At 48.3% G+C, this 19575-nt stretch carries 14 protein-coding genes; 9 read left to right on the top strand and 5 right to left on the bottom strand.

Translation table 11 applies throughout. The annotated features are described in order from the left end of the window. The first annotated feature begins 134 nt into the window (after positions 1-134). From ACJJIC_RS13465 to ACJJIC_RS13445, 5 genes are all read left to right on the top strand, one after another. Positions 135-1553, top strand: coding sequence for a sodium/proline symporter (locus ACJJIC_RS13465; protein ID WP_445357154.1), 1419 nt, complete (start codon positions 135-137; stop codon positions 1551-1553). A 493-nt stretch (positions 1554-2046) separates the two neighbouring features. Then, the gene (gene betB, locus ACJJIC_RS13460; RefSeq protein ID WP_445357153.1) at positions 2047-3510 is read left to right on the top strand and encodes a betaine-aldehyde dehydrogenase; all 1464 of its coding nucleotides are present in this window, start codon (positions 2047-2049) and stop codon (positions 3508-3510) included. 12 nt (positions 3511-3522) lie between these two features. Further along, a complete protein-coding gene (gene betA / locus ACJJIC_RS13455; RefSeq protein WP_445357152.1) occupies positions 3523-5193 on the top strand; it encodes a choline dehydrogenase in 1671 nt (556 codons plus the stop codon). A 128-nt stretch (positions 5194-5321) separates the two neighbouring features. Further along, complete coding sequence (locus ACJJIC_RS13450) at positions 5322-6539, top strand: BCCT family transporter (RefSeq protein ID WP_444886162.1); 1218 nt, start codon at positions 5322-5324, stop codon at positions 6537-6539. A gap of 63 nt (positions 6540-6602) precedes the next feature. Then, on the top strand, positions 6603-7313 hold the full coding sequence (locus tag ACJJIC_RS13445; RefSeq protein WP_445357151.1) for a TorF family putative porin: 711 nt from the start codon (positions 6603-6605) through the stop codon (positions 7311-7313). 52 nt (positions 7314-7365) lie between these two features. Here the strand turns inward: ACJJIC_RS13445 and ACJJIC_RS13440 are convergent, their stop codons facing one another. Next, a complete protein-coding gene (locus ACJJIC_RS13440) occupies positions 7366-9039 on the bottom strand; it encodes a BCCT family transporter (RefSeq protein WP_445357150.1) in 1674 nt (557 codons plus the stop codon). Positions 9040-9284: 245 nt separating this feature from the next. Here ACJJIC_RS13440 and ACJJIC_RS13435 point away from each other — a divergent pair, with 245 nt between their 5' ends. After that, positions 9285-10244, top strand: a complete 960-nt coding sequence (locus ACJJIC_RS13435) for a M15 family metallopeptidase (RefSeq protein WP_445357149.1) — start codon at positions 9285-9287, stop codon at positions 10242-10244. 70 nt (positions 10245-10314) lie between these two features. Here the strand turns inward: ACJJIC_RS13435 and ACJJIC_RS13430 are convergent, their stop codons facing one another. From ACJJIC_RS13430 to ACJJIC_RS13420, 3 genes are all read right to left on the bottom strand, one after another. Next, complete coding sequence (locus tag ACJJIC_RS13430) at positions 10315-12009, bottom strand: BCCT family transporter (protein ID WP_444909622.1); 1695 nt, start codon at positions 12007-12009, stop codon at positions 10315-10317. A gap of 444 nt (positions 12010-12453) precedes the next feature. Next, positions 12454-14124: a BCCT family transporter gene (locus ACJJIC_RS13425; RefSeq protein ID WP_444909623.1), complete on the bottom strand. Its 1671-nt coding sequence runs from the start codon at positions 14122-14124 to the stop codon at positions 12454-12456. A 339-nt stretch (positions 14125-14463) separates the two neighbouring features. After that, positions 14464-15507, bottom strand: a complete 1044-nt coding sequence (locus ACJJIC_RS13420; RefSeq protein WP_445357148.1) for a DNA-binding protein — start codon at positions 15505-15507, stop codon at positions 14464-14466. Between the two features lie 193 nt (positions 15508-15700). Between ACJJIC_RS13420 and ACJJIC_RS13415 the strand changes: the two genes are divergently transcribed. Continuing rightward, the gene (locus ACJJIC_RS13415) at positions 15701-16708 is read left to right on the top strand and encodes a site-specific integrase (RefSeq protein ID WP_445357147.1); all 1008 of its coding nucleotides are present in this window, start codon (positions 15701-15703) and stop codon (positions 16706-16708) included. Positions 16709-16810: 102 nt separating this feature from the next. Here ACJJIC_RS13415 and ACJJIC_RS13410 read toward each other — a convergent pair whose 3' ends face one another. Further along, complete coding sequence (locus ACJJIC_RS13410; protein WP_445357146.1) at positions 16811-17410, bottom strand: hypothetical protein; 600 nt, start codon at positions 17408-17410, stop codon at positions 16811-16813. A 333-nt stretch (positions 17411-17743) separates the two neighbouring features. On the opposite strand from ACJJIC_RS13410, the gene ACJJIC_RS13405 reads away from it, so the two are divergent. Together ACJJIC_RS13405 and ACJJIC_RS13400 are read left to right on the top strand one after the other, a co-directional pair. After that, entirely contained in the window at positions 17744-18490 is a 747-nt protein-coding gene (locus tag ACJJIC_RS13405; protein ID WP_444900792.1) for a flavodoxin family protein, read from the top strand. 232 nt (positions 18491-18722) lie between these two features. Beyond that, a complete protein-coding gene (locus ACJJIC_RS13400; protein WP_252085888.1) occupies positions 18723-19568 on the top strand; it encodes a mechanosensitive ion channel family protein in 846 nt (281 codons plus the stop codon). The last annotated feature ends 7 nt before the right edge of the window (positions 19569-19575 follow it).

Raw genomic sequence — 19575 nt, 5'->3', positions numbered from 1 at the left:
TGTATCCCGAGCACATTGTTTATTTGATTTAACTAATTGATATGTTAAATAAAAAAATAAAAGCTAGAACGTAAAAATGCACGAAATTTGTGTTTCAAAAATAAAAACAAAAATTGCTAAAATAAGGATTATCATTGGTTTATTCATTTGTTGGGTTTTTATTATTATTCGTGCTGGTAGGTGTATTCTCAGCGCTTTTTAGTCGCAACACCAAGGCCGATTATTACCTGGCTAGCAGTGGAGTTCCCCCCTGGTTAGTAGGCCTGTCGGCAGTGGCGACTAACAATAGCGGTTATATGTTCATCGGGGTTATTGGTTATACCTACACGACCGGGTTCGCTTCTGTCTGGTTAATGGTGGGCTGGATCGCTGGTGACTTTATTGCTTCACTTTATGTACACAAAAGAATAAGAACTGCCACTGACTCAAGTGGTGAAGTCAGCTATGCCGGCGTGCTTAGCAATTGGTATGGGCAAAATCACTCTGCCCTACAGCGGATTATAGGTATCATATCTTTACTATTCTTGCTCACCTATGCATCAGCACAGATGGTTGCCGGCAGTAAGGCACTACATGTACTACTGGACTGGCCTCTCTGGTCTGGCGCTGTGGTTGGGGCGTTGCTGGTATGTCTTTATTGCCTGGCCGGCGGCATACGCGCTTCCATTTGGACTGATGCTGCACAGTCGATTGTTATGATCGTCGCTATGGGCACACTTTTAGCCGTAGCCCTTATCAGCCTGGGAGGTCTCTCAAGTGCAATGGGGCAAATGCAAGCCGTCGAGGGATTTACGAACTGGTTTCCCCAAGATCTGACCTTTTCTGGTTGGGGCGGGCTCGTTATTTTTGTCATCAGTTGGGGGATTGCGGGGCTATCTGTGATTGGCCAGCCCCACATAATGGTCCGCTTCATGACTCTGAGTGATCCCGGCAAAATGCGCACGGCGCGAGGCTGGTACTACCTGTGGTTTGTTCTCTTTTACTCCATGGCCACAGGGGTCGGCTTGTTATCCAGGGTTTTCATCGCCGATTCCGGCAGCTTTGATGCTGAGCTAGCATTGCCGACCATGGCCATAGAATTGCTGCCACCAATCGTAGTTGGGCTGATCCTGGCTGGCATCTTTGCTGCAACCATGTCCACTGCAGATTCACTGCTTCTTAGCTGCTCCGCAGCCATTACTCACGATATTCTTCCCCGTAAGATTGAGAAGACTTGGTTTCTTAAGCTCATAACTGTTGTTATTACCGGGGGCGCACTACTTCTGGCGCTTACCAACAACCAAAGCGTCTTCAATATGGTGATCTTTGCCTGGTCTGGCCTCGCCAGCGCATTTGGCCCCCTATTGCTGGTGCTTTGTTTTGGAGGAAGACCCTCACAAGCGACCTCTATTGCCGCTGTAACCGTTGGGTTTACGATAGCAATCGCCTGGAGATTATTGGACCTTCATAGCTTGATTTATGAGGGCTTACCCGGTATAGCCTTGGGTCTGATTGTGTTTTATTTGGCTAATTTTCTCCCCCAGCCATCGCCTTTGCGCGAAGTAAATAGTTAAGTTCCAAGGGGGGCTATCCCTCCCCTAGTCACTCAGCATTACGGCTTTCAACTTACCCCACCCAGGCATCTAATGCCGAGCTATCGAAGTCACGTTTGAGTTTGCGCCCTAAGGGTGGGTGCAAAATTTGTACAGCTCTTTTTATAGAGTTCAAATGAGATTTTTGGCCCAATTCAGCTCGGCTTTTATCCTTGTATCAAGGGTTTTTCTCTCAAATTGCAGAAATATAAACCCCCTGTGAACCTGTCGGTTTTGTTGCATTGAGTGCTAACAATTAGAGTTCAAATTAAAAATATGTTATATTTTGTGCCATATCGCCCGACATTTGACCGTCGGGCCGGGGCTGGAGCCTGACGATTTGGCACAAAATTCCACGTCAGACCAGCCCATTTTTTTGTGATGGCCAATGGGTCACTGGGCGGCTATTCACCGCCCTGCCCCATCGCTAACAAATAACCGACTGACCCTCTGTTAAAGCAGTATGGAGAGACAGATGTCACTGGACAAACAACGGAATTTTGTAGACGGCCGCTATCTGTCGAATGAGAGCGGCGAGTGCTTTGATGTATATAACCCGGCGACCAACAAGGTCAGCTATCAAGTTGAGGTTGCCGACGAGAAGGTACTCGCAGAAACCATCGAGAGCGCCAAGCGCGGTTTTGCCCAGTGGTCAGCGATGATGCCGGTCGAACGCAGTCGCATCCTGCTGAAAGCAGTAGCACTGTTGCGCGAGCGCAACGACGAACTGGCAGCTATCGAAGTGGCTGATACCGGCAAGCCCTGGCAGGAAGCCAGTGTTGTCGATGTGGTAACTGGGGCCGACTCTATCGAATTCTTTGCCGGCCTGGCCGCAGGCATTGAGGGCAATCAACAGCAAGTCGGCGAGGACTTCTACTACACCCGCCGCGAGCCCCTGGGCATCTGCGCCGGAATCGGTGCCTGGAACTACCCTTTACAAATCGCCTGCTGGAAAGCCGCCCCGGCCCTGGCCTGCGGTAACGCCATGATCTTCAAGCCTTCCGAAGAGACCCCCAAAGGTGCTTTGAAGTTGGCTGAAATCTTTATTGAAGCGGGCATGCCCCCGGGTGTTTTCAACGTAATCCAGGGCGATGGCGCCGTGGGTGCCTGGCTGACTAACCACCCGGATATCGCCAAGGTTTCCTTTACCGGCGAAGTGGGTACCGGCAAGAAAGTAATGGCTGCAGCGGCTTCCAACCTGAAAGAAGTCACCATGGAGCTGGGAGGCAAGTCCCCGCTGGTGATCTTTGATGATGCCGACCTGGAGCAAGCCGTTTCTGCTGCCATGCTGGGCAACTTCTACACCCAGGGTGAAATCTGCACCAACGGTACCCGGGTATTTGTACACCGCAGCATCCACGATCAGTTCCTCGCTCGCCTGAAAGAGCGTGTTGAGCAAAATATTATTGCCGGTGATCCGATGAATCCGGACACCAACTTCGGCGCCCTGATTTCTGCCAAGCACCAGCAACTGGTGATGGACTACATCAACAAGGGTAAAGAGGAAGGCGCGACCTTGTTCTGCGGCGGCCACACCCTCTCCCCGGAGAATTCATCTAACGGTTACTTCGTTGCTCCCACCGTATTCACCGACTGTCATGACGATATGACCATCTGCCGCGAAGAGATCTTCGGCCCGGTAATGTCGGTACTGGTCTTTGATGATGAAGACGAAGTGATCCGCCGCGCTAACGATACCCGATTGGGCCTGGCCGCCGGCGTTTTTACCCGTGATATCACTCGCGCCCACCGTGTTATCCACCAGATGCAAGCGGGTATCTGCTGGATCAATGCCTACGGCGCTTCCCCGGCAGAAATGCCGGTGGGCGGATACAAGTTATCCGGAATCGGACGCGAAAATGGACTTGCGACCCTGAACCACTACACCCAGCTAAAAGCGGTGTATGTGGGCCTGGCACCACTGGAAAGTCCATTTTAAGCGGTACCCTGTATGAGTGAGTTTGACTACATCATTGTCGGCGCCGGCTCTGCCGGTTGCGTTCTGGCCAACCGCCTGTCTGCCCAGGAAGATAAAAAAGTCCTCCTGGTAGAGACAGGAGGTAGCGATCGCAGCATCTTTATCCAGATGCCCACCGCACTATCCATTCCCATGAATACCGACAAGTACGCCTGGCAGTTTATGACTGAGCCAGAGCCGTACCTGGACAACCGCAGCATGCATTGCCCCAGAGGCAAGGTGCTCGGTGGCTCTTCCTCGATTAACGGGATGGTTTACGTACGCGGGCACGCCAAAGACTTTGATGAGTGGGCACAGCACGGCGCCAAAGGCTGGGACTACGCCCACTGTCTGCCCTACTTCAAACGCTCTGAGACCTGGGCTTTTGGCGGTGACGATTACCGTGGTGACGAAGGTCCACTAGGGGTCAACAACGGCAACGAAATGGCCAACCCCCTTTATGGAGCCTTTATCGAAGCCGGTAAAGAAGCTGGCTACGACTACACCGCAGATTACAACGGTGAGCAGCAAGAGGGCTTTGGCCCTATGCATATGACGGTGAAAGACGGAAAGCGCTGGTCTACCGCCAACGCCTACCTGAAACCGGCAATGCAGCGCCCCAATTTGACGGTATTGACCCACGCCACTGTGCATAAGGTGATTCTGGAAGGTAAACGGGCAGCCGGAATCAAACTTGAACGCAAGGGAAAGATCCTGGAATTCAAAGCGCAACAGGAAGTCATCCTCAGCGCAGGTCCCATCGGCTCCCCTCACCTTCTTCAGCTCTCCGGAATCGGAGATCCCGATACACTGGCAGAAGCCGGTATCGAACTCCAACACGAACTTCCCGGCGTTGGCCAAAACTTGCAGGACCACCTGGAGTTCTATTTCCAGTTCCGCTGCAATCAGCCGATTTCCCTGAATGGCAAGCTCGACCCCTGGAATAAATTCCTGATCGGTGCTCGTTGGATACTGAAGAAGGATGGCCTCGGAGCCACCAACCATTTCGAGTCCTGCGGTTTTATTCGCTCCAAAGAAAACGTGGAGTGGCCGGACCTGCAATACCACTTCCTGCCGGCAGCTATGCGCTATGACGGCCGCGAAGCTTTCGATGGCCACGGCTTCCAGGTGCATATCGGGCACAACAAGCCCAAGAGTCGCGGCAGGGTCAAAGTAGTGAGCAGCGATCCCAAGCAATCCCCTTCTATCCTGTTTAATTATTTGCAGGAGAAAGAGGATATTGAGGGTTTCCGCGCTTGTGTGCGACTGACTCGCGAGATTATCAATCAGCCGGCTTTCGATGAATACCGAGGCGATGAAATCCAGCCCGGCACCGACATCCAGACTGATGAACAAATTGACGCTTTCGTGCGGGAATCCGTCGAGAGTGCTTACCACCCATCCTGCTCCTGCAAGATGGGTACCGATCCAATGGCAGTGGTAGACCCGGAAACCCGTGTACACGGTTTGCAGGGTCTGAGAGTTGTAGATTCCTCCATCTTTCCGACCATTCCCAACGGCAACCTGAATGCGCCCACCATTATGGTGGCGGAGCGGGCTGCTGACCTGATTTTAGGGCGCCCCGTATTGGCGCCCTCCGAGGCACCGGTAGCGACCAAGGCTACCAGCACTCAGCGACCTGGCCGCCCTGCGCGCACTCAGTGAGCTGAATTTACGCCAGCGCTCTGGCAGAGATTTGACTGCCCCCTTCAAACGCGACGGGGATATTCAAATCTCGCACAGCAATGCCCTCTGGGGGCGCCGGCATACCAATAACTAGCTGGAGACTCAGCATGACAGCTTGGCTTTCCGCGGGATTATTATTTACCTTCACGGCAATAATTTTCTCGCTGATTAAATGGGGAAATGTGAAGATGGTCGGGGTAACCCCGGTCAAAACCTTCACTTTTATAGCGATCCTTTTCACTTCCGGCCTCGATGTAGGTCTGATCATGTTCCCTCTCACCGAGTTCGGTGGCTACGCAGACTTAGCCAATAGCCCAGAATATGGTTTCACCAACCCACTCGCGATTGAGTTTGGTTTTTGGGCCTTCCTGATCTGGGGCTTCTACTTCCTCACCTGTTTTTACTTCTGCATTATCGAACCCAAAGTTAAATTCTTTGAGTTGGGACCAGTAAAACTGATCAACAATGTGGTGATTATCGGAACCTGCGCCTTTACCGCTTACTTGCTGCTCAGCAACTTGCCCTGGTATCTGCCACAAGTCGGTGATGGTGAAACCATTGTGGGCACCTTCTACCTGATCGTATTTGCAGTGATCGCCGCAGCGGTCTATTCATCCACCAGCCTGCGCTATGTGCGCTTCCTCAGCCTGGCAACTACCTGGATGTTTATTGGCCTGATCGCTGTCATGTGGGTTGGGGCCTTTACCGGTGAGAACGGTAGCGTTGGCGACTTCGCCTCCACCTTTGCGCTGCTCGGCGGTTACTTTGGCAACATCCACCAGTTCGTGCTGCCGTTAAATGACTACCACGAGTTCTACCTGTTCTGGTGGTTTGCCTGGAGCATTATGATCGGCCAGTTTACCTCCCGCTTTGTGGGTGGCCTGCGCACTTACCAAGTGCTGGCGGCGATGCTGATTTTCCCATCCATCCCCATCGCGCTCTGGTTCACCGTGCTCTACTACTACTCCAGCCAAGGCCTGGATACCAGTGGCTTCTACAACCTGGCTATGGTGATTGTGGGTATTACCTTCGTGATCAACTCGCTGGATTCCCTGATTCGCCTGTACACCGACAATCTGGGCATGACCGTTGCGCGCCTGGGCAAGTGGAAGTACTTCGTGCTGAACCTGGCTGCGATGAGCCTGCTCACCCTGTTGTTCAAGCTGGACTTCCTACAAATCCAGTGGATCGGCGCTCTGGTGATTGGCATCTTCTTCTGCTGCCTGGGTTACATCCTGGTGAAGCGCTTCAGAGCGGTAGCAGCTATCGACTCCTCGCCTAAAGAAAACAAAATCGACTTTAACAAGATCGAACTGGCGAGCTAACTGTTGAAATCCCCCGCCTAGTTTGGCGGGGGCTACAAAATATAAATAAGTGGTTATTGAACAATGAAATCGACGTTGAAACTTTCTGCACTCACTTATGCTTCCCTGCTGGTACTTGCTCAGCAATCCCAAGCAGAGCTGTCTTCTACTGTAAACCTGACCACCGACTACACCTTTAACGGTGTTAGCCAGACTCAGAATGACCCAGCTCTGCAGGCTAGCCTGGACTACGGCTTTGATAACGGTTGGTATGTTGGTACCTGGGCTTCCAATGTGGACTTTGGCAAAGGTGATGACACTAACCTGGAGTGGGACTTCTACGCAGGTAAGTTCATGCAACTTACCGACAAAGTGAGCCTGGATACAGGTATTGCTTACTACACCTACCACGGTGATAAGGCTTCTGATGACGGAAATTATCCAGAGGCTTACGCTAAGTTAGGTTACAGCTCCGATCTGGGTGAGTCCGAAGTGAATGGCTGGTACAGCTGGGACTACTTTGGCGGAGGCGGCAGCCACTACATTATGATGCTGGCTCACACTTTTGAGTTTGCAGAGGGGCATAACGTTCGCTTCAGTATGGACCGCTCTACTTCTACGAACTTGGACAACTGGAGCTGGGATAACAAAAAATCCTACAACCACTACCGTGTAGAATACATGACTTCTCTTAACGGTTTTGATTTCAATATTGCCGCCGAGAATACCAATCTGGATTGGGACACGGCTGACGAGCGTATCGTTTTCTCTGTCGCTCGCACTTTCAACCTGTAAGGTTAGAAGTTTATACCGGGGCCTGTGCCCCGGTATTCTCACTCTTAAAATCCTAAGACCTCTCCCCCGCACTTCCCTGTTTAGCGTTTCCAGAACCCCCTAAAGTGGCTCCATCTTGCTCGCCCGCCTCTTCTTGGTTCCATGGCCCCTTTGCGGATAGCTTTTCAAGAACTATTTCCTTTTCAATTAGAGTTGGGTGGGAGCCCAAGTCATGCCGTGCAACTTTAACGATTGAGAGACAAAGTAATAGAGCAACTAATAATAGGGGGATGCCTGCAATAATGCTCGCTGCCAATAACGCTTCGAATCCACCCAGTATCATTAAGGCAATCGGCAGTAATGCCAAGGCAAATGCCCAAAAAATTCGGTTCCAGCGAAGAGGCTCTGTGTCTACCTCTTTTTGTACAACTGAGGCGAGGATATGGGAAATGGAATCAAAGGTAATAGCAGTAAAAACCAGTGCAATCAATGTATACACCAGTACAACCCACTGACCTGCAGGCAAAGTCTTCAGTATGGCGAAAATAGTGGCATTGGCTCCCTGATTGTTTAGGAGCTGCACCAGATCAAGCTTTCCAGAAAACTGCAGGTATACCCCATAGTTGCCAAGCACCATATAGAAAAGAAAACAACCGAGGGTCCCAAAAAATATAGAACCAATGATCATCTCTTTTATTGTCCGCCCCCGAGAGATATGGGCGATAAAAAGGCCAACGCTTGGTGCGAAGACTAACCACCAAGCCCAATAGAAAACGGTCCACTGTTGAGGAAAACGAAAGTAGGAAAGTTGCTCAAAATAAGAGAAGGATTCAGTCCAGGTAGCCATTCGCAGGAAGCTGTGTAACATCCGCCCTAATGTCTCCAGTCCATTATTGAGTATAAATAGAGTTGGCCCTGCAATAAGAACAAAGAGCAATAATAATAGGGCAAGCCACATAGTAAAGTTGGAAAAGGTTTTGATCCCACGCTTTAAGCCAACAAAAGCGCTGTAACCAAACAATAGAGCGCAGAGTATAAGTACAGCTATTTGCGTCTCAAGTCTAATAGGTAACCCTAACAATTCATGAAACCCCTGGGTGATTAAGGGTGCAGCTATACCCAACCGGGTAGCGACGCCACCCAACATACCGAATACCAAAGAGATATCAATAAGCTTTCCAGTGGCACCCTTGGCCCTGCGCTCACCCAGCACCGGGACAAGAGCCTGGCTAAATTTTAATGCCCTACTTCTGCGCACATAGTAAAAGTAAGCGATTGGCAGCGCCGGGATTAGATAGATGGACCAAGCCAGGGGGCCCCAGTGGAATATGCCATAGGCCACTGCCCAGCGGGCCGCTTCCGGTGTATTTGCTTCAACCTGAAATGGCGGTTGTTGATAATAGTAAACCCATTCAACCATTGACCAATACAGAATGGAGGCGCCGATGCCACAGCTTAGCAACATGGCAACCCAAGAAACTGTCGAGAACTCAGGGGATTCCTTCTTGCTTCCAAGCTTGATGCGGCCTATATCACTAAAAGCGATATAAGCCATAAAAAGAATCGACCCTATTCCCAGTAAAAGGTAGAGAATACCAAAACGTTCTGTTACAAACTCCTTTGCCGTCAAAATCCACAGTGAGCCCAAATCTGGAAACAAGATCAACGGCACTGTCGTTATCAGTAACAATAAGATTGCCCCAAAAAAAGTGGGCTTATCAATCAGCTCTCTTGACCCCTTACTCAACGACTATCTCCATTCCGAAGAGCAACAACTTAGGTTTTGGGTGTGGTTAAATTACGCCAATAATGAGAACGACACTTCTAATAACCAATTGGACGTCAATCATCCACTAGAACGGCACATATCTCCCTGTACGGATATATTTTTAAAAATCAGCCACAATCCAGTATATCTGAACTTATACATGTAATGATCGTGAAGAACGGGCGCCGGAAACGACATGCTATTGGTGCTGAGGTTAGTTAAACATGTCCCACTACATAATTTTTGTTTTGATTGTCTTTGGCCTAATTGCCTGTGGCAGAGACTCTTTGAGAGATATCACGGAGCAAGATTTTCAACCAGGGGCTGAAACAGGCATATTTAATGTATCTCAGAGCGAGTGCGAGTTAATGAGATATCGAAAAATAATAACAAAGGAATCCCCGGTTGATTGCGAAAGATTAAAAAAAGTAGTTTTTGATTTTCATCTTCTACCCGAGGATTCAGATATTGCTGGCGCACTGAACAGTGAGCATGATTTAAAAAATAAAAATGATACAAATAGACAAAAAGGAGCGATTATAGTTCTTGATGTTGTTGCCGATAATGTTCTCGCTCTATTTGGAGAACTCTATCAACGGCAGTTCCCTATTAAGTCTGCTATCCCAATAGAATACTTCAGTAAAAAGGAGCGAAAAACAGAGGATATGAACAATTCTCTGGCATTTGATTCTCGACCAATTACCGATGGCAGCAAGTGGTCTGAACATGCTTATGGGGTTGCGATTGATATTAACCCAATGCAGAACCCTTACCTTTATATTGATAAATCCTCTAAGCCAATCTTGATACCAAAAAATACGAAGGAAGGTTACTTAAATCGAGCAAAGTATCGAGCAGGAAAACCGGTTCGTGCCGGGATGTCTGAAGATGTAACCTCTCTATTTGCCATGTATGGTTTTGCCGTTTGGGGCGGAGATTGGGATGTGCCTATTGATTACATGCACTTCCAGGTGGGATCTCGCCAGTTTATCGAACATCTAGTAGCTCTACCTATTGAGCAGGCAAGGCTACTGTTTGAAAATTATACGAGTCAATTGAGGCAGTGCTTTGAGCATGGGAAAAGTATTAGCGATGTTAACTTTCTTAGAAAGTATTGTGTAGACAAGGTAAGTGCAGCTTTTGAGCCGCGCCAGGATAAAGTAAAGGGCACCAGTAATATATAGTGCCCTTCTACTCCCGCTGTCTATACCCCCTAATCATAACCTCTTATAGGTTTCAGCCGTTTGTTATCGTTTATAAACGAGACGGATGACTACCTGGGTCCCCTTCGATATGTGGTTTGTCGTCATGAGATACCCCGTGGGGGGAAGAAGCCGGCAACTCCCAATCCCCATCTTTACTCCAGGGGTCATCCTTAGGGAAGTCTTCAATGTAAATTTCTTTTTCCTCGTAACTGGGTTGGTAGCGTAAATCATAGTGAGCCGCTTTAACGATTGAGATGCATAACAGAAGCGCAACAATCAGAAGTGGGACACCTCCAATAACACTGGCTGTTTGCAAGGTATCCAGCCCACCAAGAAACATCAGTGTTACGGGCATAATGGACAGGGCAAATGCCCAAAAGACCCGATTCCAGCGCACTGGCTCCTCATCTACTTCTTTCTGTACTACTGCAGCAAGAATATAGGAAATAGAATCAAAGGTAGTGGCCGTGAAGATCAGTGCAAGAATGGTATAAACCAATATTACGAACTGACTCGCTGGCAGAGTCTGTAAAACGGCAAATATTGCTGCAGTTGCTCCCTGCTGGTTCAATACCTGCACCACATCCAATTCACCTGAAAACTGTAAGTAGACTCCATAGTTCCCCAGAACCATAAAGAACAAGAAACAGCCGAGAGTGCCAAAGAAAATCGAGCCGACTACCATTGCCTTTATGGTGCGGCCTCGGGATATTCTGGCAATGAACAAGCCTACGCTTGGTGCGAAAACCAGCCACCATGCCCAGTAGAATATGGTCCAATCTTGAGGAAAATGAGTATCAGGAAACTGTTCAAATTGTGCGAAAGGTTCAGTCCAGGAAGCCATATGGAAGATGTTGTCAAGCACCCTGCCCAAAGCATCCAGGCCAGTATTCAACATAAACAGGGTGGGACCAACAAGAAACACGAATACCAGCAATAATACTGAAAGCCACATATTAATGTTGGAGAGGGCTCGAATACCGTTCTTTAGGCCCACAAAAGCACTGTAACCAAAAATAAGTGTACAGATCATAAGCACAATAACCTGTGTACCCAAGTCTCTTGGTACTCCCAGTAGCTCATGTGCGCCTTCAGTAATCAGTGGAGCGGCAATCCCCAATGTAGTGGCTCCTCCTCCCAGCATGCCAAAGATAAATAGCACATCAATTAACTTGCCAATACCCCCCTTCGCGCGTTCTTCACCTAGCACGGGCATTAGTGCTTCACTAATCTTCAGTACACTGTGATTTCTGACATAGTAAAAATAAGCAATCGGCAGAGCGGGAATCAGGTAAATCGCCCAAGCTAATGGCCCCCAGTGAAAAATGCCATAGGCAACGGCCCAGCGCGCAGCCTCAGGTGTTCCACCCTCAATTTGGAAGGGTGGAGTTTGATAGTAGTAAATCCATTCCACCATCGACCAGTAGAGGATTGAAGCTCCAATACCAGAGCAAAACAACATGGATGCCCAGGACACTGTAGAAAACTCCGGATCTTCTTCCGAATTGCCGAGCTTTATCTGGCCTATATCGCTAAATACGATATAAACCATAAAGAGGATGGCCCCTACCCCCAGTAATAGATAAAAGACTCCGAGCTGGTCGGTAACAAAATCCTTTGCGACTTTAACCCATACTGATCCGACTTCAGGGAAAACAATCAGTGGAACTGTAACTAGCAAAAGTAGTGCAAGTGATCCGAAGAATGTTGGCTTGTCGATAATTTCTCTAAAACTCTTAGTCAATGCACTTCTCCGAGCAGTGTACAAAGCCGACAAAATAAAAGTGGGTTCGATCTCCGAAGGGAAATGAAGACAGATGGTAGAGTGGAATAACTTTTATAGAGACGGAATATGATTGGTTAGATATGATTATTATTTCGTCTGCAATTTTAACAGGAAGGCTATTAATTTCAATAACAGGCTGTTTTTAGTGTTCAAAAGCAAAACAATCTGGCCATCAAACAAGGGCTAAAAGATAAGATATAAGACACTAATCTCTGTAGCCTACAGCTTTTATAACCTCTTTATGAGTACATCCTGACTACGCATCATTCCCAAATGGATCAGAATGTATGCAGACTCTGGAATTTAAGTGTAAAGCCTATATGCGCACTCATAGGTATTTTATAGTGAGCTCATATACCCTTCTCACTGAATTGTCCCCTAAGACTGAGGGTATATAAGCCTTTAAAGATCCTTTTTTCTGGAAGCTTCCTTACTGCCATCTTTCTTTACAGAGCTACAAGCCGTCCCCCAATCACCCTCTTCACTCCAGGGGGTATCTTCTGGCGGGTGTTTGATATAGATTTCCTTTTCCTCGTAGCTCGGCTGGTGACGTAAATCGTAATGAGCTGCCTTTACAATCGATACGCAAAGCATTATTGCAACAAGTAGCAACGGAACACCACCGACAATACTTGCTGTTTGTAGGGCCTCCAGCCCACCCAAAAAGAGAAGCGTAATAGGCATCACTGATAATGCAAATGCCCAAAACAAGCGATTCCAGCGAGCAGGCTCATCATTCACTTCCTTTTGAACAACGGCAGCGAGTATATAGGATATAGAATCAAATGTAGTGGCTGTGAAAATTATCGCGAGTAAAGTAAAAACAATAATGACCAAATTACTCATAGGGAGTGTTTGCAAGATGGCGAATATAGTTGCAGTACCCCCCTGTTGGTTGAGAAGCTGTACTACATTCAGTTCACCTGAGAACTGCAGGTAAACCCCATAGTTTCCCAGGGTTAGGAAAAATAAGAAGCAGCCCAGGGTGCCATAAAATATTGCACCAACAACCATAGCTTTTATGGTTCTCCCCCGTGATATGCGAGCAATAAACAATCCAACACTTGGGGCGAACACTAACCACCAGGCCCAATAAAAGATGGTCCAGTCTTGAGAGACATAGGTTTGAGGGAATTCTCTGAATCGACCAAAGGGCTCTGTCCATGTGGCCATATGAAGAATACTGTTAAGCATTTTCCCCAAAGAATCCAATCCCGCATTAAGCATAAATAAAGTAGGGCCAGCAATAAGGATGAAAGCCAATAAAAACATCGCAAGCCACATATTCAGGTTTGATAAAGTCTTAATTCCCCTTTTAAGCCCGGCATACACACTGCAGCCAAATATTGCAGTGCAGAGCATCAGAATAAAAATTTGTGTAGTCAGTCCTGTAGGCGCACCCAATAGTTCGTGTGCACCCTCAGAAATCAAGGGCGCAGCAATTCCTAATGTCGTTGCCCCACCACCTAACATACCAAAAACAAAACAAACATCTATCAACTTGCCAATAGACCCTTTTGCCCGCTGCTCACCTAAAACAGGCATAAGCGCCTCACTTACTTTTAAGACATTGCGGTGCCTTACATAATAAAAATAAGCAATTGGTAGAGCCGGAATCAGGTAAATCGACCAGGCAATAGGACCCCAATGGAATATACCAAAAGCGATTGCCCAGCGGGCAGCCTCCGGAGTAAGCCCTTTTAACTCAAATGGCGGCGTTTGGTAATAATAGATCCACTCCACCATTGACCAGTACAAAATAGATGCCCCAATGCCTGTACAAAAAAGCATGGAGGCCCAGGACAAGGTGCTAAATTCTGGCTCTTCTTCAGGTTTTCCAAGTTTGATTTGACCGATATCACTAAAAATGATGTAGGTCATAAACAGTAATGCACCAACTCCCAGCAACAGATAAAAAACACCCAAGTCATCCGTTACAAAGTTCTTCGCATTCAGAATCCACTTCGCACCCAGTTTTGGATAAATAATGAGCGGAAGGGTAACCATGAGAAGCAAGCCAAGCGCCCCAAAGAAAGTTGGCTTATCGATGATCCGCTGAAAGTTTCCTGCCAATACTTCTCTCCAGGATACTCAAAGAACTGATCAGGCCAATTAAAAGAAACGTGCTTGTCAGCCTGGAGTTAAAATGTGGGGCTAAATCCTTTTGTTTGGGGTAGAGGCAAACTGAGTGGCTTGCTAGCAAGTTTAGCTGCCTACGAATTAGTCAGCCAAGGCGATAAGTTCATTTTAGAGGCAGCTTGGGGCGAGACTGCCTGGACATACTGCCGCAAACAGCTATTTGCGGTCTAACAGATTCAAAGTAAGGGCTGGAAATTTAGTAAAAGCGAGGCTTTTTGCCCTGAATCGCTCAATTAGAGCTTCATCTAGAAGTATAGCCAGCCCAAGACTTGTCTAGGGTTTTAGAGAGTTCTCCAGCTGAGAAAACTGCCCCTGAATCACCGCTTTCTCCTGAATCAGGGTGCGGTTCTCATCGGCGAGTTGTTCGAGGCGATCTTTTGTAGTGGTAAGCTCCAACTCTAATCTGTTGAGGGCACTCTGTTGTAGTTGCACTTCCTTCTGAGCCGAAGAACCTTCACGTTGCAGCTTAGAGATTTGCTCGCGCAAGCTAGCCACCTCTGTCTGCCTGTCTTTCAGCTCACACGCCTGCTCCCTTAGGTTTGCAGCCTCTGTACTAGCCACCCCAACCTGTTCGCTAAGCTGCTGCTTCTCTCGATTGATTTCAGCAATCAGCGCCTGTCCCTGCTTGTAAAGCAACTCCTGCTCGTTGAATCTACGCTCTGAGAGGGTCAGCTGTTCAGTAAGTACTGCGATCTGCCCCTTCAGTTGCTCCGCAGCTGAGCGATACTGGTCTCTCTCATATTGCCGGTCATTGGCAGTACGCTGTTGAAAGTGCTCAAAGTGTTCGCGGACATCCCTATTTTCCTGCTTTATTTCCTCAATCATCACTTTTTGCTCCGCAATACGCTGCAAAGCTTCCTGCTTCTGGTACTCACTTTTTTCCAGGGCAGTCTGGGTCTCTTGTAAGGACTGCTTGAATCTACGCTTTTCCGCCTCGGTCGACGAAAGCCTGTGCTCAAGATCACGAATACTGGCGGCCTGCTGGTTACTAGTGACTCGCAACTCCTCTAACTGTGAAGTGATCTCTTTTTCCTGCACGAGGAACTCCTGCTGAAGCTCCTCTACCTGCTTGCTTGCCGCTTCCTGGATCCTTTGGTGTAGGCCTTTCAGTGCATCCACCAGGTCTCGCGGGAGCCCACTACTATCCGTATTGCTCGCAAATTCACTGCGCCACCTTTTAAGCAGAGGGGCAATAGTGCTTTTGCTGCCGGTTCCCAACTGAGCCCTCACTCGATCAACGGTGGGCTCTTCTCCACGAGCCTTGATGGCCTTGGCGGCCTGAACAATATCCAGATACGTGACCCCAGTGCGTGCCATAAGCTTCACCTTAGATTATTTCGTTACAAATTACATAATACGTAATATTACATTATTTTGTATTTTTTCATACCTGAAAAATGCCGCTGTATAACCTGCGATAATGACTATTATCGCAGGTTATCTTTCTGTAAGATTCCCGTAATAACGTACCTCCAGTACAAACAGGAGGCTTCCCAGCAGTTCGAGCATCATGAAACATCACAAATCTCTTGCCGCCAAAAAGCACCTCGAAAAGAACACTCCCAGTACACTTGGGGGCACTGGTGAATTGTTGACCGATGAGGACATTCAGAAATACCTGAGTGCCGCCACATCCGATAACACCCGCAGGGCTTATCGCTCGGCAATTCGCCAGTTTGAAAAATGGGGAGGGCGGCTACCCACAGATGGCAGCACTCTGGTGCGCTACGTCCTCGGCCGTGCTGAGGAGCTTAATCCTCGTACTCTAGACCTTCACCTCACCGCAATCGGGCAATGGCATCAATACCAGGGAGTGCTAAACCCCGTCACAGATCCATTGGTTCAGAAAACCATGCGTGGTGTCCGTCGCACTCACGGCAAACCTAAAGAGAAATCAAAAGCGCTCAGCCTGCAGCACATTGCTAGCATGACCCGATATTTACGCACTCAATCCCAGACGAGGAAGAGCGCACGTGATCTGGCTCTTATCCTGGTAGGGTTCTTTGGTGCCTTTCGTCGCAGTGAGCTAGTGGCTATTCAGGTGGAAAACCTGGTATGGGAGGAGGAAGGCGTGATCGTAAAGCTTCCCAAGTCAAAAACAGACCAAAGTGGCGAAGGAATGATGCGCGCCCTGCCCTTTGGTGCTCCTGAGGCTTGCCCTGCAAGAGCTCTGAAAACCTGGCTCAAGGTCAGCGGCATTGAAAGTGGGCCCGTATTTCGAGCGGTGAACCGGTGGGATACGGTGCAAAGCAGGCAGCTAAACCCAGCAGCAATTAATGACTTACTAAAAAACTTGGGTGCCTCCTGCGGATTCGATTTTGTTGACGAGTTAAGCAGCCACAGCTTTCGCCGTGGCTTATCGACCTCTGCGGCTCGTGAAAAGATTGGCTTTGAGCTTATCAAGAAGCAAGGTGGCTGGAAGAGCGACGCCACCGTGTGGGAATATATTGAGGAGGGGCAGCAGTTTAGTGAGAACGCCTCGGCCATTCTAATAAAGAAAATGGCAGAGCTTCTCTAAGCCGCAATCCTCCCCTTGCTAGATTGTTTCTTGGTGATTCTTTGCGTCTTTCACTCTTTTTCGAAAGACGCGGCTATTTCCTTTTGCTGGTAGGCCCAACACTTATTGCTTCTTATGTGTCGCCTGGAAGACGGACTCCCACTCCTGATCAAATTTTGCTGATGCTGGTATAGGGCCTGGAGCCCTCTTGAAAGTCAAAATTCCCACATGCGCTTCGTGAACTTGAGCATCAGAAGTCACCTCCTCGGTAAACCCCTGCATTATTCCGCTACTGTCGAGAGTAAAGTTGCCCACGCTTTCATCTGATACGTCGACAGTCACTATACGAGTGGTATCACCGGAGTTAGAAAAGACAAAGATACCGACATCCTTATTGGTAGTCGCTCCATTTTTTGTCTCTTCGTGACCGCCCAATTTATGCTTAAAGTCAGCAGGCTTCTTGAAGCTGTCAATGAAGCGGCCACCCCCACCGGTTTTAGTTTTCTTAAGGACTTTGAAAGTTCGACAATAAATATCCTTACCTACATCCAAAGCGTCTTTTTGGCTTTCATATAAAATAAACGACTCCCCATCGACAGCACACCAAGTGCCATCTAAAGTATTTTTCATGTCAGGATTTGCACTCAATGGAGCAGAGTAAAGAGCTGTCAGAATGAAAACGGCCGATAAAAATCTATAAGTCAGAGGTAGATTCGCCTTCATGGTGCACCTCGGTAAGTCGCTTGTGAACTTTAAGTAAATAAAGTAGCGGATTAACCCAGGTACCTCCTAAAATTTTCAGACTTTTAGTGGAAGAGAAGCGCCAATTCAAATTTCAGCTGGCAGGCCTGTAGCTCCCTACCCATTTCGCTCTCATTATCAATCGTTGAAGTTCACCACTGGGATCTATGGCAGCGAGAACAGCAGTCGCGCTAATCTCATGCCTTTAGCCATTGGTTGTTGGAACCAACCGACAGCTTTAATAGCTCCCTGGCTGCTATACCTGTATTCAAATCTCGACACTTGCTCAATAGTTGATGCAAAAGGAGCTCTGAGATGCCTCTCAACAATCAACAAATCAAAGAGTGCGAATCCAGCCACTGGGATTTCTCAGATCTGAAAGCACTGTTCCTAAACTGTACCCTCAAGCCAACGCCAGAACTCTCCCATACCGACGGACTAATTCGTATTTCACGAGAGATTATGGAAAGAAATGGCATATCGGTAAGCCTGCTCAGGCCCGTTGACCATGATATCGCCTTCGGTGTCTATCCAGATATGACCGAGCACGGCTGGGAGAACGATGACTGGCCCAAAATTTATCACCAGGTTAACGAGGCAGATATTCTCGTCATCACAACCCCTATCTGGCTCGGTGAAAAATCCTCTATCTGCACACAAGCCATAGAGCGTCTCTACGCCAACTCGTCAAACCTTAATGATCAGGGGCAGTATGCCTATTATGGAAAAGTCGGCGGCTGCCTGATAACAGGTAACGAAGATGGCGCTAAACACTGTGCAATGAATATCCTTTATTCCCTGCAACACTTGGGTTATGTCATTCCACCACAAGCAGATGCCGCCTGGGTTGGCGAAGCCGGCCCAGGCCCCTCTTACCTCGACCCCGGTTCTGGCGGTCCACAAAATGATTTTACCAACCGGAATACCTCCTTCATGACCTGGAACCTAATGCATATGGCCCGAATGATAAAAGATGCGGGGGGTATACCCGCCCATGGGAACCGGCGCTCTGCTTGGGATGCAGGTTGCAAGCCCGACTTCTCCAATCCCGATTACCGATAACTACGTTCGGAGCAGGCAGTAATGGGGTGAAATGGCCAATCAAGGCTGTAATTTACTCTGCCCATTTACAAAATGGGCCACCTAAAGATACATTGCGCACCTTCCTTCTTATTACAGCCCACTGATGTCGCCTTCAACTGGCCCAGTGCTCTCAATGCACCTACCTAAACAGAGGGGCTTATAAGGCTACAACCTAAGAAACAACCAAAAAAACTGAGGTCTACCACCCCGAATGAATCCCGAGTTACTGGAACAGATTTTCCACAGCAAACTCTTTATTACTCTCTGTGTAGTTGCCGTCATTCTTTTAGTCCGCGGCTTACTGACCCTTGCCATTGCTCGCAGTAACTGGGCAAAAGCCGATAAGCGTCGTAGGATCAACACCGTACACAACATCGGCAACCTGCTATTGGTCATCGGTGTAATTGCTGTTTGGGTGACAGAATTACGAGATTTCGCCCTCTCTATTGCCGCCTTTTCTGTAGCGATTGTCCTCGCTCTGCGTGAGGCCGTGCAGTGCTTGGTGGGTGGCCTATACCAAGCCAATATGCGCTCCTTTACTGTTGGCGATTGGATTAAAGTGGGCGACCAATTTGGCGAGGTTACTGATAGTGACTGGTTAAGCACCACGCTTTTGGAGATTGATCCCCATGGCCTCGGCAATGGTTATACCGGAACCACTCTCTATATTCCCAATAATGCTTTTTTTACTCAGCCGGTAAAGAACCTGAATTTTATGCGCCGTTATATCGAGCACACTTTCTCGATAACCCGTGAGCGCAGTGAGATTAACCCCTTTGAAGCCAAGAAGTTTATTGCCGAACGACTGAAAGAGCACTGCGAATCTTTTCGGGAAGTTGCCGAGCGCTACTGCAAGCTAATTGAGAATCGGATGGGTGTGGAGCTCTCTGGCCCTGACGCAAAAGTAAGTGTGACCACTAATGATCTTGGCCATGATGTCATCACCGCGACCGTATTTTGTCCCCGTGAAGAGGCAACCAATATCGAGCAGCTGGTAACTGAAGATTTTTATGCTTTCTGGTTTGAAAAAACCAAGCAACTAAAAGACAGCGCCTAACGCCTTA

The organism is Microbulbifer mixtoriginis (SeqCode) (assembly GCF_052468275.1).
This window is presented reverse-complemented; position numbering and strand designations above follow the sequence as displayed.